The sequence below is a fragment of the Achromobacter sp. 1012554356 genome (assembly GCF_059760815.1).
The window spans coordinates 67,844-82,006 of record NZ_JCBANC010000026.1 but is presented as its reverse complement, the minus strand read 5'-3'; the positions used below and the strand labels follow the sequence as shown (position 1 = coordinate 82,006).

Annotated in this window: 14 protein-coding genes; 8 read left to right on the top strand and 6 right to left on the bottom strand. The window is 65.9% G+C overall.

From position 1 onward, the window contains the following. Nucleotides 1-582: alpha/beta hydrolase (locus AC6LJW_RS15390; RefSeq protein WP_498087713.1), on the bottom strand; the 582-nt coding region annotated here is incomplete at its 3' end. A gap of 115 nt (nt 583-697) precedes the next feature. Next, nucleotides 698-1,630 (bottom strand): LysR family transcriptional regulator, encoded by a 933-nt coding sequence (locus AC6LJW_RS15385; protein ID WP_498087712.1) that lies wholly within the window; start codon nt 1,628-1,630, stop codon nt 698-700. A 117-nt stretch (nt 1,631-1,747) separates the two neighbouring features. On the opposite strand from AC6LJW_RS15385, the gene AC6LJW_RS15380 reads away from it, so the two are divergent. Genes AC6LJW_RS15380 through AC6LJW_RS15370 form a run of 3 tightly spaced genes read left to right on the top strand, consistent with a single transcriptional unit; the run spans nt 1,748 to nt 4,413 of the window. Continuing rightward, nucleotides 1,748-2,284: a phosphonopyruvate decarboxylase gene (locus AC6LJW_RS15380; protein WP_427987460.1), complete on the top strand. Its 537-nt coding sequence runs from the start codon at nt 1,748-1,750 to the stop codon at nt 2,282-2,284. Then, entirely contained in the window at nt 2,284-2,883 is a 600-nt protein-coding gene (locus tag AC6LJW_RS15375) for a thiamine pyrophosphate-dependent enzyme (RefSeq protein ID WP_105239254.1), read from the top strand. Before AC6LJW_RS15380 ends, AC6LJW_RS15375 begins: the two co-directional genes overlap by 1 nt. A gap of 51 nt (nt 2,884-2,934) precedes the next feature. Next, nucleotides 2,935-4,413, top strand: coding sequence for an aldehyde dehydrogenase (locus tag AC6LJW_RS15370; protein WP_498087711.1), 1,479 nt, complete (start codon nt 2,935-2,937; stop codon nt 4,411-4,413). A 55-nt stretch (nt 4,414-4,468) separates the two neighbouring features. On the opposite strand, the gene AC6LJW_RS15365 is transcribed toward AC6LJW_RS15370, so the two are convergent. Next, nucleotides 4,469-5,395, bottom strand: a complete 927-nt coding sequence (locus AC6LJW_RS15365) for a LysR family transcriptional regulator (protein ID WP_427987455.1) — start codon at nt 5,393-5,395, stop codon at nt 4,469-4,471. Between the two features lie 130 nt (nt 5,396-5,525). Here AC6LJW_RS15365 and AC6LJW_RS15360 point away from each other — a divergent pair, with 130 nt between their 5' ends. The 4 genes from AC6LJW_RS15360 to AC6LJW_RS15345 all read left to right on the top strand — a co-directional run bounded on the left by AC6LJW_RS15360 (nt 5,526) and on the right by AC6LJW_RS15345 (nt 9,717). Further along, complete coding sequence (locus AC6LJW_RS15360) at nt 5,526-6,767, top strand: aconitase X (RefSeq protein ID WP_498087710.1); 1,242 nt, start codon at nt 5,526-5,528, stop codon at nt 6,765-6,767. A gap of 5 nt (nt 6,768-6,772) precedes the next feature. Then, complete coding sequence (locus AC6LJW_RS15355) at nt 6,773-7,192, top strand: aconitase X swivel domain-containing protein (protein ID WP_056561912.1); 420 nt, start codon at nt 6,773-6,775, stop codon at nt 7,190-7,192. Nucleotides 7,193-7,297: 105 nt separating this feature from the next. Beyond that, nucleotides 7,298-8,287, top strand: coding sequence for a Bug family tripartite tricarboxylate transporter substrate binding protein (locus AC6LJW_RS15350; protein WP_498087709.1), 990 nt, complete (start codon nt 7,298-7,300; stop codon nt 8,285-8,287). Nucleotides 8,288-8,433: 146 nt separating this feature from the next. Next, a complete protein-coding gene (locus AC6LJW_RS15345; RefSeq protein WP_498087708.1) occupies nt 8,434-9,717 on the top strand; it encodes a cystathionine gamma-synthase family protein in 1,284 nt (427 codons plus the stop codon). Nucleotides 9,718-9,719: 2 nt separating this feature from the next. Here the strand turns inward: AC6LJW_RS15345 and AC6LJW_RS15340 are convergent, their stop codons facing one another. After that, nucleotides 9,720-11,240 carry an MFS transporter gene (locus AC6LJW_RS15340; RefSeq protein WP_498087707.1) on the bottom strand — a complete coding sequence of 507 codons (1,521 nt, stop codon included), beginning with the start codon at nt 11,238-11,240 and terminating at the stop codon, nt 9,720-9,722. A gap of 138 nt (nt 11,241-11,378) precedes the next feature. Between AC6LJW_RS15340 and AC6LJW_RS15335 the strand changes: the two genes are divergently transcribed. After that, nucleotides 11,379-12,251: a LysR family transcriptional regulator gene (locus AC6LJW_RS15335; RefSeq protein WP_498087706.1), complete on the top strand. Its 873-nt coding sequence runs from the start codon at nt 11,379-11,381 to the stop codon at nt 12,249-12,251. 38 nt (nt 12,252-12,289) lie between these two features. Here AC6LJW_RS15335 and AC6LJW_RS15330 read toward each other — a convergent pair whose 3' ends face one another. Continuing rightward, nucleotides 12,290-12,976 (bottom strand): GntR family transcriptional regulator, encoded by a 687-nt coding sequence (locus AC6LJW_RS15330; protein ID WP_498087704.1) that lies wholly within the window; start codon nt 12,974-12,976, stop codon nt 12,290-12,292. Nucleotides 12,977-13,145: 169 nt separating this feature from the next. Further along, nucleotides 13,146-14,129, bottom strand: coding sequence for a tripartite tricarboxylate transporter substrate binding protein (locus AC6LJW_RS15325; RefSeq protein WP_056561896.1), 984 nt, complete (start codon nt 14,127-14,129; stop codon nt 13,146-13,148). Nucleotides 14,130-14,163: the final 34 nt, after the last annotated feature.

The following is a 14,163-nucleotide window of genomic DNA, read 5'->3' as shown; positions in this document are numbered from 1 at the left end:
GTGGGAAGTGGGGCGGGCCCATGCCAGCAGGGGCGGCAGGGGCGCCTGCGTGTCCGATTCGCCATGGATCAGCACCACGCTGGCGGGCAAAGGCGGCGTGTCGTAAACCCGGTCGCCCTCGACGGCGCCAACCGGCAGCCCGGCCAGGATGGCGGCGGCTGGCGCGGCGTCCTGGTCGGTCAGCGCGCGAATCGCGTGAGCCAGGGCGTAAGCGCCGAAGGAAAAGCCAATGAGCGCCAGTGGCGTATCGGGGGACTCGGCACGCACGGCATGCACGACGGCAAGAATGTCTTCGGATTCGCCCAAGCCGTGGTCGTACACGCCGGTGCTGGCGCCCACCCCCCGAAAGCTGGGCCGTATCGCAAGCCATCCTGCATCCCGCACGCCGTGCGCCAGTCTGTGCGGAATCTTGTGGCGCGGCGTGCCGCCCAACAGCGGTTGCGGATGCGTAATGATGGCCACCCCAACGCGCGGCGTGGCGGGGCGGTCAATCAGCAATTCCAGCGGACCGGCCGGACCGGCGATGAGCCGTGTTTCCGTCCTTGCGCTGGCGGGGAATTCGGTATCAATCAGGTGGGACATGTCGGCCAGATAGCGCTGTCAGTTGTCCCAGCTTAATCCGTTATGAAAATGGCGAATAAATAGAATTTCGTGATGGAATTCATCACGGCGGGAGATGGCGCGGCCGGTGCGCGGACTACTTGGCCAACCAGCGGGCTGACGGCCAGCGTGCATTGCGGACCGCATCGCGGGCGCATTGGATCAATTCGTTCATGACGCAATGCACGGAGTTGGCGATCGGGCGAGTCGCGGGTTGCGCCAGCACGATGCGCCGCACCAGCAGCGGATCCACGACCGGGGCAGCGGCCAGGATCGCGCGATCCACGTCGTCGGCCACGGCGATCGAGGGAAGGATGGTGTAGCCGTGGCCGTCCAGCACCAGGCGCTTCTGCACACTCATCGCATTGGTCTCGGCCACGATGTGCAGCTCGGTCTCTTGCGTGCGCGCGGCCTGCTCGACGAGCGAGCGCAGGCCATGCGGCGCGCCCGGCAGCACGAGCGGCCGGCCGATGATGTCGGCCATGCGGACAGGCGTGCGGGTGTCGAGCCCGCTGTCCGGCGGGCCCACGAACCACAGGCTTTCTTCCAGCAAGGTGCGGAACTTCAGCGCGGGATTCGGCTTGGACTCATACAGCAGCGCGATGTCCACGTCCCCGGTTTCGAGCCAGGATTGCAGATGCCCGGCATACCCCGCCGTCAGCCGCAACCGGATGCCGGGATAGTGGGCCGCCACGGCGGACAGCAGCGCGCTGGACAGCATGTCGGCGGTGCTGGGCAGCAGGCCCACCGTGACGATGCCGCCCACCGTGCCGCTGGACGGCCGGATCTCGGCGCGGGCGCGGTCCAGTTCGTTCAGGGCTCGGCGGGCGTAATCCTCGAGCGTCTTGCCGGCGTCGGTCAGTTCCATCCCGAGGCGGCCGCGCGTGAAGAGCGGCGTGCCGATATCGTCCTCCAGCAGCTTCAATTGCCGTGAAACCGCCGGCTGCACGATGTTCAGCAGGCGAGCCGCGCTGGTCACGCTGCCCGTCTCGGCCACGGTCACGAACGCCTTCAGTTGCTTCAAGTCCATCTGCGGGCTCCCGGGGTATGCGCAAGGGTGATGAATTCCATCACGAAATTCTATTTAGTTGGCGATTCTATAGCGATATAAGATGCCTCGCAGCACTCAGCCACCGGGAAATCCACCATGACTACACCCACCACCGAGGCGCCTGCCTGGCAGCAAGCCGCGTTCGACGCGCTCAAAGCCGGCGGCATCCGCCAGATCGCCTACGTGCCGGACGCCGGCCATTCTTATGCCATCCGGCAAGCGCAACTTGATCCCGACATCACCGATGTGGTCCTGACCACCGAAGAAGAGGGCGTCGCCGTCGTCAGCGGCGCGTGGCTGGGCGGCCAGCGTGCCGCCTTGCTGATGCAAAGCAGCGGCGTGGGCAATTGCGTGAACATGTTCTCGCTGCTGCGCAGCTGCAATTTTCCCTTTCTCACGCTGGTGACGATGCGGGGCGAGTACGCGGAATTCAATCCGTGGCAGGGGCCAATGGGCAAGACCACCCAGCAGGCGCTCGAACTGATGGGCATCACCGTGCTGCGGGCGTCGAACCCCGACGAGGTCGGAGAGATCGTCAGTGCCGCTGCCGACTCCGCATTTCTGGCCGGCGAGCAGGTTGCCGTCCTGCTGTCGCAAACTTTGATTGGACGTAAGAAGTGGGAGCGCAACTGATGTCGACCACCTTGAATGCTTCGGGCGCCGTGGACCGCCGCGCCTTCGTGTCGCAACTGATCGCGGCTTCGCCCGACGCGCTGATCGTGTCGGGCCTGGGCTCGCCGTCCTATGACGTTTTCGCCGCGGGCGACCGGGACCAGAATTTCTATCTATGGGGCGCCATGGGCGGCGCCGTGGCGTTGGGCCTGGGCCTGGCCCTTGCGCAGCCGGACCGGCCGGTGCTTGTCATCACGGGTGACGGCGAACAGTTGATGGGTGTGGGCACGCTGGGAACCGTCGGCGCCAAGCAGCCCAAAAACCTGACCATCGTCGTGCTGGACAACGGCCATTTCGGCGAGACCGGCATGCAGCGCAGCCATACCAGCCTGGGAACGGACCTGGTGGCCGTGGCGCAGGGGTTCGGCATCAAGGACGCGTTTGCCGTCAGGGAAACGGGCAGGGCGGGCGAGGTCGCCGAGCGCGTGATGGCGCGGCGTGGCGTCGCCTTCGCCCAGGTGTTCATCAATCCGGACGAACCGCCGCGCGCGCTGCCGCCGCGCGACGGTGTGTACGTCAAGAACCGCTTCCGGGCCGCCCTGGGATTTTCGACGTTCTGAGCAGAGGCAGCCCCTTGCGCTGCCACGCTGCATTCAGTCCAGGAGGCTGTGATGAAGACTTACTCAATGCGGATTGCGGGTGCGCCGGCCCCTGCCATCTCGGGCGAATGGTTCGAGACGCAGAACCCCTACACCGGCGAGGCCTGGGCGCGGGTTGCGCGCGGGGCCGCGCAAGACGTCGATGTGGCGGTGCAGGCCGCCCATTTCGCTTTTTCGGAGGGGCCGTGGGCAGAACTGACCGCTACCGAGCGCGGCAGGTTGCTGTATCGGCTGGCCGATCTCATCGAACGCGATGCGCGCAAGCTCGCGGAAACGGAAGTCCGGGACAACGGCAAGCTGTTCGCCGAGATGCTGGGACAGCTGACGTACCTGCCGCAATGGTTCCGCTATTACGGCGGGCTGGCAGACAAGATCCACGGGTCGACGCTGCCCTTGGACAAGAAAGGGTATTTCACCTACACGCGACTTGAACCGCTGGGTGTGGTGGCGGCGATCACGCCGTGGAATTCGCCTTTGCTGCTGCTGGGCTGGAAGATCGCGCCGGCGCTGGCGGCGGGCTGCACGGTGGTCGTGAAACCGTCGGAGTTCACCTCCGCATCGACGCTGGAGTTCGCGGAACTGTTCGACGAGGCTGGCTTTCCACCCGGCGTGATGAACGTGGTGACGGGCTATGGGCACGAGGTGGGGGCCGCGCTTGTCCAGCATCCGCTTGTGCAGAAGGTCACCTTTACCGGTTCGGATCAGACCGGCCGCCTGATCAACGAGCAGGCCGCGCGGCTGCTCAAGCACACCTCGCTGGAATTGGGCGGCAAGTCGCCCAACATCGTGTTCGAGGACGCGGACCTGGAACAGGCCGTGTTCGGCGCAATTTCGGGCATCTTCGCGGCAAGCGGGCAGACCTGCATTGCCGGCTCGCGCCTGTTGCTTCAGGACAGCATCTACGATCGCTTTGTCGAAAAGCTGCTGGCGCTGGCGGGCGCCGCTCGCATGGGGAATCCGATGGATCCGGCCACGCAGGTCGGGCCGGTCACGACGCCGCCCCAATACCAGAAGGTGCTGGATTACATAGGCATCGCGCGGGACGAGGGGGCAACCCTGCTGCTGGGCGGCAAGGCCGCGCAACGGCCGGAATGCGGCAAGGGGTGGTTCGTGGAACCGACCATCTTCGGCGACGTGCGCAACGACATGCGCATCGCCCAGGAAGAAGTGTTCGGACCGGTGCTGTCCATCATCCGCTTCAAGGACGAAGCCGAGGCGCTGCGGATCGCCAATGACGTCCGTTTCGGTCTGGCCGCCGCCGTGTGGACCCAGGACATCGCCCGTGCGATCCGGATGTCGGAGCGGTTGAAGGCCGGTACGGTATGGGTGAACACCTACCGTGCGGTCAGCTTCATGGCGCCCTTTGGCGGCTACAAGGATTCGGGGTTGGGGCGCGAGAACGGCATGGACGCCGTCAAGGAGTTTCTGCAGGTCAAGAGCGTCTGGCTCAACAGCGGGGCGACCGCCAGCAATCCGTTCGTGCTGCGTTGAGCTGGGCGGCCACGGGCCGCCCCTCGCTTGCGCTGTTTCCCGACCCTGCCGCCTGCTACGTACCAGCCACGCGCGGCGCTTCCGCATCCGATTGGAAGATCTTGCCGAAATCGCACTGTTCCTGTGCCAGCGCCGCGATGGCGGAAATCAGGCTGCTGGGGCGGTCGCCGCGAAAGACCGCCGCATAGGCCGCAGGCGGCAAGGCGGGCGTCACCGTCAGGATCTCGAGCGCGCCCGACTCAACCATGGGCGCCAGAAAGGTCTTGGGCAGGTAGCTGATGCCCATGCCTGAGATCGCCAGACCGATCAACGCCACCAGACTGTTGCTCAGCACGGTCTGCTCGGGCTGCACCCCCACCGAGCGAAACCAGCGGTTGTAGAGCTGGCCGGTGCCGGAGCGTTCGTCCTGCGTCAGCAGCCGGTGCTTGACGAGATCTTGCACCTTGAGCCGCCGCCGAGGCGCCAGCCCCGGCTTGCACATCCACGAATTGACGACCTGACCGACCCGCCGCGAGACGAAGCGCTGGTCGTCGAACACGTCCGGCACGATCATCAGGTCCACCTCGTCGGCCAGCAGCTTGTCGCGCAGGATGGCGCTGGTATCGACATGGGGCTCGATGATGACCCGGGGGTAGCGCGCCTGGATGGCGCTTACCAGTCTTGGCAACCAGGTCATGGCCGTCAGTTCCGTGATGCCGATGCGCACATGGCGCTCCATGACGTCCGGCCGTTGGAACTGCTCGATGGCTGCATCGCGCTGTTCCAGCAGCCGTTTGGCCAGCAGGAACATCTCTTCGCCTTTCTCCGTCAGCCGGGCCGTGCGCAACGTGCGGTCGAAAAGCGGCGTGTCGAAGAGCGCTTCCAGTTCCTGCACGCGCTTGGATACCGCGGACTGCGTGGTGTGCAGCCGGTTGGCCGCCGGTGCAAACCCGCCGAGCTGAACGACCCAATACACGGCTTCGAGCTGCTTAAACGTGATCAACGGCGCCTCCTTTGTGGCTGGAAAACATCTAATTCAGGAATCTGATCGGATTCCAATTTATCGCTTTTTTTGATTTAACGCCCCGATCAGAATTTGTGCCTGAGGATTCGAACGCATTGGAGGCGTGCATATGTTTCTCACGGAAGAAGAGTCGGTCATGCTGGCGGGCGGCAAGGGGCCTGCCGTGCAAAAGGCCATGGAAATCCTGGTTGCCCTGGGTGAGAGTTTTGGCGCCAAACGCCTGCTGCAGGTCAGCAATGTCCACATGGCCGGTTCGTCGGTCCTCGTCGCGGAAGAGGCCGGCACGCGCTTTGTCGAAGACATCAAGCGGCAGGGCGGCACGTTCGTCACCCGGGTGACCACGAACCCGACGGCGGTCGATCCGGTGCAGTGGCGCGAGATCGGCATTCCGGAGTCGGACAGCGCGCTGCAAACCCGCCTGACGGACGCCTATGCCGGCATGGGCGCCAACACCTGCAATACCTGTATTCCCTACCTGGTGGGCAACAGTCCGCGATTCGGCGAGCACATGGCGTGGGGCGAGTCGTCTGCGGTGGTGTACGCCAACTCGGTGTGCGGCGCCCGCACCAATCGCGAAGGCGGCCCCAGCGGCTTGGCCACCGCGCTGACGGGACGCACGCCGGAGTACGGGTTTCACCTGACGGAGAACCGCTACGGAAAACTGCTGGTCAAGGTCGAGACCTCGCTCGACGACATGACCGACTACGGCACGCTGGGCTACTTTGCCGGCCGCATCGCCGGGCAGGACACGCCAGTGTTCACGGGCATTCCCTCCGATCCCACGCTGGAGCAGTTGAAAGCGCTGAGCGCCGCGCTGGCGGCTTCGGGCGCGGTGAGCATGTTCCACGCTGTCGGCGTCACGCCCGAAGCGCCCACGCTTGAGGCGGCATTCGGTGGCCACGAGCCCGAAAAGGTGCTGGTGTTTGACGACGCCGAGAAGAAAAAGGCCGAGGCTGCGCTGAACAAGGAGCAATCGGATCACGTGGACTGGATTCTCGTGGGCTGTCCGAATGCGTCGGTGCAGGAGATCCGCGAGGTGGCCGAGGCGCTGGAGGGCAAACGGGTGCATCCTGACGTCGCGCTGTGGGTCACCACGGCCGGCGCCATGTACGCCATGGCCGATCGCATGGGATACATCCAGACGATCAAGGATGCCGGCGGGACGGTCGTGCGCGAAACGTGCCCGTTCCTGGCCCGCAGCCGCGTGATCGCGCCAGCCAAGGGCTATCGCACGCTGACCACCAACTCCGCCAAGATGGCGTTCTACGCGCCCGGCCAGTTCGGCCTGCCCACGCATTACGGCAATCTCAATCGCGTCATGCAGGCCGCCGTCAGCGGCGTCTGGAGGTAGGCGCCATGATCCAAGCCAAACGCGTCCTGACGGGGCGCAAGATCGTCAAGGGCAAGACCAGCGGACAGGCCGTCGTGACGGGAGAGGCGATCAGCTTCAACGGCGGCGTCGACAACATGACGGGTATCGTCACCGAACCCGGACACGAGCTGGAAGGCGTGAACATCGCCGGCAAGGTGCTGGTCTTTCTGACCGGCAAGGGATCGACCGGCGGCTCTTACAAGATCTACGACATGGTCTCGCGCGGCACGGCGCCGCTGGCGTTCGTGCAGGTGACGCCGGAACCGATCACGACGATCGGCGCGATCATCGGCGCCATCCCCGTCGTGGCCGGGCTGGACGAAGACCCGACCAAGGCCATCGCCACCGGCGACTGGCTGGACGTGGATGCCGACGCCGGCACCGTCGTTGTGACACCGCAATAGCAGTTCGCACGCGGCGCCCGCCGCACCCTTCACCGGCCCTCGGGTAGTTGCGCGCACGACGCAACGCCCGGAACGGCCGCGCTTATTCCAATCAAGGAGACAACCATGACCTCACGTGTACGCATCGCCCTTGCCTTGGGCGCCTGTCTTGGCGCGGGCGCCCCGGCCGCGCACGCGGCCCAGCCCGACGCGGGCGCGGACTGGCCCACGCGCAAGGCCATCACGATGATCGTTCCCTTTGCGGCCGGCGGCAGCACGGATGCGACCGCGCGGCTCCTCGCCGAGAATCTGTCCCGGCAACTCAAGCAACAGGTGGTCGTGGAGAACCGGGCGGGGGCGGGGAGCAACCTGGGATCGAGCGTGGCGGCGCGCGCAACGCCTGACGGCTACACACTGCTGCTGGCCACCAGCACGATCGCCACCAATGTGACGCTGTACAAGAACATGGGCTTCGACCTGCGCCGTGACCTGATTCCCGTCTCGCAGATCGCGTCGATTCCGAATGTCCTGACTGTGAACAACAACGTGCCGGCCAAGTCGCTCACGGAGTTCATCGCGCTCGTTCAGAAGAAGGACGCCCCGGTGAACTACGGTTCCGCGGGCAACGGGTCGGCCTCGCATCTGTCCGGCGCGCTATTCAACGCGATGGCCAAGGGCGACATGGTCCATGTGGCGTACAAGGGCGGGGCGCCGGCGAACGTGGATCTGATGGGCGGCCAGGTGCAGGCCGTGTTTTCGCCGCTGGTGGAAGTGCTGTCTTACCTGGAAAGCGGCAAGCTGCGCGCATTGGGCGTGACCACCCCGGAGCGTTCGCCGCGTCTGCCCGATGTGCCGGCCGTGGGCGAATCGCTGCCCGGGTTCGATGTTTCGCTGTGGAACGGTGTGTTCGTGCCTGCCGGCACGCCGCCCGCCGTCGTGGATAAGCTCGCTCAGGCCTTGAAGTCGGTGACGCAAGACCCAGCGTTCCGCAAGGTGCTGCTGGATCAGGGTTCCGCACCCACGAGCCAATCGCCGGCGCAGTTCAAGGCTTTCCTGGACCAGGAAATCGACAAGTGGGCCAAGCTGGTCAAGCTGTCCGGGGCGACGGTGGACTGACGCCGGGCGCCGCCTCTGCGCAATTCCGCTGCTGCCGGCGCGCGCACGTCACAACCTGCAATATCTCGCCCGCGCCACGGCGTTATTGTCTGGGAGATATGTGACGCGCCCGCCCGGTCGGCTGGAATACCAGAAAGAGGCACTCCATGACTTACTCGAGCTATCACAAGAAGGACATCTTCGGCCGCCCCTTGCATGCCGAAACCCAGATGATGTCCTACGGCTACGATCCCTATCTGTCTGAGGGGGCGGTCAAGCCGCCGGTGTTTCTGACGTCCACGTTCGCGTTCCGCACGGCCGAGGACGGCGCCGCGTTCTTTGATCTGGTGTCCGGCCGCAAGCCCTTGCCGCAGGGCGAGACGGCGGGACTGGTGTACAGCCGGTTCAACCATCCAAACCTGGAGATCGTGGAAGACCGGCTGTCGCTGCTTGACGGCTCTCAGGACGCCGCCGTGACTTCAAGTGGCATGTCCGCGATCAGCGCGGTGCTGATGGCGTTTCTGCGCCCCGGCGAGCAGCTGGTGCAATCGGTGCCCCTCTATGGCGGCACCGAAACGCTGATCGGCAAGATCTTTCCGGAGTGGGGCGTGGGTTCGCATCCCGTGGCGGACGGGCTCTCGCCGCGCAACATGCGCGCGGCGCTTGAAGCGGCGGCGGCCAAGGGGCCGGTCAAGCTCTTTTATGTCGAGACGCCCGCCAATCCGACCAACGCGCTGTTCGATTTCGAGGCCATGAAGAACGAGCTGGATGCGTTCGAGACGCGCCACGGCTACCGGCCGATCTCGGTGTGCGACAACACGCTGCTCGGCCCGATCTTCCAGAAGCCGGCGGAGCACGGGGTGGACCTGTCCGTGTACTCGCTGACCAAGTACGTCGGCGGACACAGCGATCTGGTGGCGGGGGCGGTCACCGGCAGCAAGGAACTCATCAAGAAGGTGCGCGCCATCCGCAGCGCGTTCGGGTCGCAACTGGATCCGCATTCGTGCTGGATGATCACGCGGTCGATGGAAACGGTGGTCCTGCGCATGAAGCAGGCGGCGCGCACGGCCACCCGGGTTGCCGAGTGGCTGGCGGGCAATCCGCACGAAAAGGTGCAGGTGTTCCACCCGGAACTGATCGCGGATCGCGCCTACCAGGAGGTGTACAAGCGCCAATGCACCGGACCCGGTTCGACGTTTGCCTTCGTGCTGGACGGGGGCCGCGAGCGCGCGTTCCGATTCATCAATGCGCTGCATCTGTTCCGTTCGGCCGTCAGCCTGGGCGGCACCGAGACGCTGGTGTGTCATCCGGCGTCGACCACGCATTCCGGGGTGCCCGCGGAAGAGCGCGATGCCGCGGGCGTATCCGAAGGCCTGATCCGGGTGTCGATCGGCCTGGAGCACGAGGAAGACCTGATCGCGGACATGGACCACGCGTTCCGCAATGGGTGACGTCAGCCGGGTTGCACCGCCCGGCGGGCGCGGTTCAGCAGCACGAAGGCGGCGGTGCCCAGCAGCATGATCGTGGCGGTGGCGATCACCGCCGCGTAGCCCGTCTCGAAGGCGCCGCGGGCCATCTCGGTCAGCGTGGCCGCCAGGTCCGCGGGCAGGCTTTCGGCGACGACGAGCGCCTCGTCCAGGCTGTCACGCGCCGCGCCGGTGGCCGCCACGCCCGCTGGCACGGATAGCGACTGCGCGTACACGCCCGACAGAATCGAGCCCATCAGCGTCACGCCCAGCGCGCCGCCCAGTTCATACGAAACTTCCTCGATCGACGCCGCCATGCCGGCGCGCTCCGGCGTGGCGCTTTGCATGATGGTGCTGGAGGCGGCGGTCATGGTTGCGCCGATACCCAGGCCCAGCACGCACAGGCTGATCATCTGCGGGATGACCGCCGCATCGTAGGTCAGCAGGTAGCCGCCCATGCCCGCACCCGACACCAGCAGCGACAGGAAAAGCATGCGCCGGCTGCCCACGCGTCCGAGCAGAAGGCCCGCTAGCGGCCCGGCGACAAAGGCGGCCAGCGGCAGCGGCAGGATGAAGAGGGCGGACTGTATCGGCGACATGCCCAGCACCAGTTGCAGCCGCTGGCTGAACACCAGTTCCATGCCCAGCAGCGCGGCCGCGGCAAACAGCGCGGCGGCGACGGCCGAACTGAAGGAGGCGTTTCGGAAGATGGCGAAGTCGATCAGCGGATAGGGCCGACGCCGCTGGCGGCGCACAAAGAGGGCGAGCATGGCCGCGCCCGCCGCGCAGGCCACCATCGCGTGCAGCCAGGACGGCGACGCGCGGCCCAGTTCCTTGAGCGCATAGGCGCACAGGATCATGCCCGCCATCACCTGCAGCGAGCCGGTCAGATCCCACGGACGCGACGCGTCAGGCCGGCTGGCCGGGATGAAGCGCCAGGCCAGCGGCAGGGCCAGCAGCACGATGGGAACGTTGATGAGAAACACCGAGCCCCACCAGAAATGCTCCAGCAGCAGGCCGCCCACGACGGGGCCGAGCGCCGCGCCGCCCGATGCGACCGACGCCCAGACGCCGATGGCCACGGCGCGCTCACGCTCGTCGGCAAATGCCAGGCGCAGGATGGACAGCGTGGCGGGCATCATCATCGCCGCGCCCACGCCGAGCAGCGCACGGGCCGCGATCAGGACGACCGCACCGGGCGAGTAGGCGGCGGCCAGCGACGCCGCGCCGAACACGGCCAGCCCCATCATGAAAAGGCGCTTATGGCCCAGCCGGTCGCCCAGCGTGCCCATGCCCAGCAGCAGGCCGGACACGACCAGCGCGTACACGTTCACGATCCACAGCTTGGCGGACGCCGTGACGCCCAGTTCGTGGGTAAGCCGCGGCAAGGCGGTGTAAAGGACCGTCATGTCGACGACGATCAGCAGCAAGGCGCTGGACACGATGGCCAGCACGAGCCAGCGGCCGGGGGTGGCCGCGGCAACAGCGTTCGAATGAGTCCGCTGCATGGTTCTACTCCTTTTGAAGACCGTGATTCCGGGCGCGGCGTACGCGTTCGGGATCACGGGCTGGCATTATCCATCTACATATCCGCCATAAAAAGTTGGATTGCATCTATAAAATCGATGGGTTGAAAGGAGCACACCATGCAATGGACCTTGGACCAACTACGGCAATTCGTGGCGGCGGCAGAGGCTGGGTCATTCTCGGCGGCGGGGCGCCGCATCGGCCGCGCCCAGTCGGCGGTCAGCACGGCGGTGGGACTGCTGGAGGCGGATCTGGGCGTGGAGCTCTTTGACCGGTCGCGCCGCAACGCCGTGCTGACGGCGGCCGGGGAGGTAATGCTGCGGGAAGCGAAAGAGTTGCTGCGCCAGGCCGGCGGGCTGTCGCAGCGTGCGCTGGCGTTTGCCGGTGGCCAGGAGGCGCGCCTGTCGATTGCGCTCGACGAGGCCTTGCCGTATCTGGTGCTGGGCGCGCTGGCGCTGGAATTGGCCGAGCGCTTCCCGGCGCTTGAGCTGACCCAATTGAACGGCACCGCGACCGAGGTCGCCGATTACGTGCGGCAGGGCCGGGCCAGTATCGCCTTCCACTTCGACCGGGGCGACCCCGGCAGCGACTTTGCGCATCGTTCGCTGGGCAACGTGGCGCAAGGGATCTTCGTGGCGTCGGGCCATCCGCTGGCTGCGCTGCCGCAGGCAGCGCGCGAGGACCTGGCGCGTCACCGCCAGCTCGTCATGCAGATGGAGGGTGTGGAGGACATGGTGCTCAGTCCCACGGTGTGGCGTACGGACAGCTTCTACAGCATCGCGGGCATGGTGGCCGACGGGCTGGGCTTTGCGATCCTCCCGCTGAACATCGCGCAATACGAGAGCTTCAGCACCACGCTGACGCCGGTGCCGTGCGCGGAACTGGCGTTGCCGATGCTGTCCGTGCGCACGTTGTGGCTGCAAGGGGCCGTGTTGAACGAGACGGAGCGCTGGTTGCAGCAGCGCATGGAGCAACTGCTGCGGGCGGGATAGCGGCGCGGGGTTGAAAACTGCGTCAGACTGGCCGCGCCTCAGCTCAGCAGCGCGGCAACCAGATCGCTGCCTGTCTGCCGGTCGCCGCTGAAATCCAGCGCGGTCAGCACGTGTTCCAGGTGTTCGTCCATCAATGCGCAGGCGCGATCGGCGTCGCCGATGCGCGCCGCCTCGATGAAGGCGTGGTGCTCGCGTGACGAGCAATTGGCGTCGTGGGAGCTTTGGTACAGCACGGTAATCACCGCACTGCGGGCGGACAGCTCGCGCAGCATGCCTGTCAGCACGGAATTGCCCACGGTTTCGGCAAGCAGGATGTGGAACTGGCTGAGCAACCGGTTACGCGCCTGCACGTCGCCGCTTTCCAGGGCCTGTCGTTCCTCGGCCAGATGCGCATCGATGCGGCGGAAGTCGGCGGTCTTGGCGCAGGCCACGAATTCACGGGCCAACGCCGCTTCCAGGATGCGGCGCACGGCATAGACCTCGCGCGCCTCGTTCGCATCGGGCTTGCTGACGAAGGCGCCCTTGTCCGGAATGATGTTGATGAGCTTGTCCTTGGACAGCATCAGGAGCGCGGCGCGGATCTTGGTGCGGCTGACCTTGTAAACCCGGGCCAGGGCCTCTTCGCGCAGCCGGGTGCCGGGCGGAAGCTTGTGCGCCATGATGGCGGCGGACACTTCCTTGGCGATGTCGTCGGCGCTGGGGTCTGGCTGGACGTCCTGGATCATGAGGCGCGGCAGGGTCTGCCGGTTGCGGGAAACCGTCGGGCAGCCAGTCTAACAAAAGGCGGCCGGGGCGGGAGACATTTCTTGCATACAAATTCTGTCTGCACGCGGTGTGCGGGCCCGAGCGGCCGCGCCTTGCCTGCCGCCCCTTGTTCTCCCGGCGCTTGTCCCGCTATTTGGCCATCAGCCCCAGGTTTTCAATCAGCGCCTTTTCCTTGACGAAGGTAGCCTGCGCCCACGCCTTGTAGTCCTCGCTGCTGCGGTAGGCGGGTTCCTGATTGAGCTGTTTCATGACGTCCATGCTGGCCTGGTCGAACAGCGCCTTCTTGAACGCGTCATGCAGGATCTTCACGACCGCCGGGTCCATGCCCTTGGGTCCCGCCAGGCCGTACGGTGACGTGGAGACGACCTTGTAGCCCAGCTCTTGCGCGGTCGGCACATCGGGCCAGCGCGTGGTGCGCTTTTCGCCAAAGGTGACCAGCAGCCGCATCTTGCCGGAATCGACGAACTGGTCCCAGCCGGTGGCGTCGCTCTGCGCCATGACGTGGCCGCCCAGCAGCGCCTGCTGCATGTCGGCGTTGCCCTTGAACGGCACGTGGTTGAGCTTGACGTTGGCGTTGATGGCGATCTCTTCGATGATCAGGTGCGGCGACGAGCCGATGCCGGTCGAGCCGTAATCGATCTTGCCTGGCGCCTTGCGCGCCGCCTCGATGTATTCGTTGAAGGTCTTGTACGGCGAATCCGAGCGCACCGTGAAGCCGAAGGTGTAGCCCGACAGGCCCAGGATGAAGGTGAAATCGTTGATCGGGTCCCAGCTGCTTTTCTGCATGTAGGGCATGCGCAGCATCGCCAGCGTGTACAGGGCGATGGTGTAGCCGTCCGGTTTGGCCGTCTTGGCCATGGTCGCGGTGCCTAGCGTGCCGCCGGCGCCCGGACGGTTTTCCACGATGACGGGCTGGCCCAGGTGTTTGGAGGCGTCCTGCGCCACGATCCGCAGGTGTCGGTCGGTGGAGCCGCCGGCCGGGAAGGGCACGATCAGGGTGATGGGTTTGGTGGGAAAGTCAGTCTGGGCACTGGCGGAAAAGGGCAAGGCGGCGCTTGCCAGGGTGAGCGTCAGGGCGGCGAGGACAGCGCGTCGCAGAGGCAGTCGGGTCATGTTGTTTGTCTCCTGGTGGGTGTTGCCTGATGGT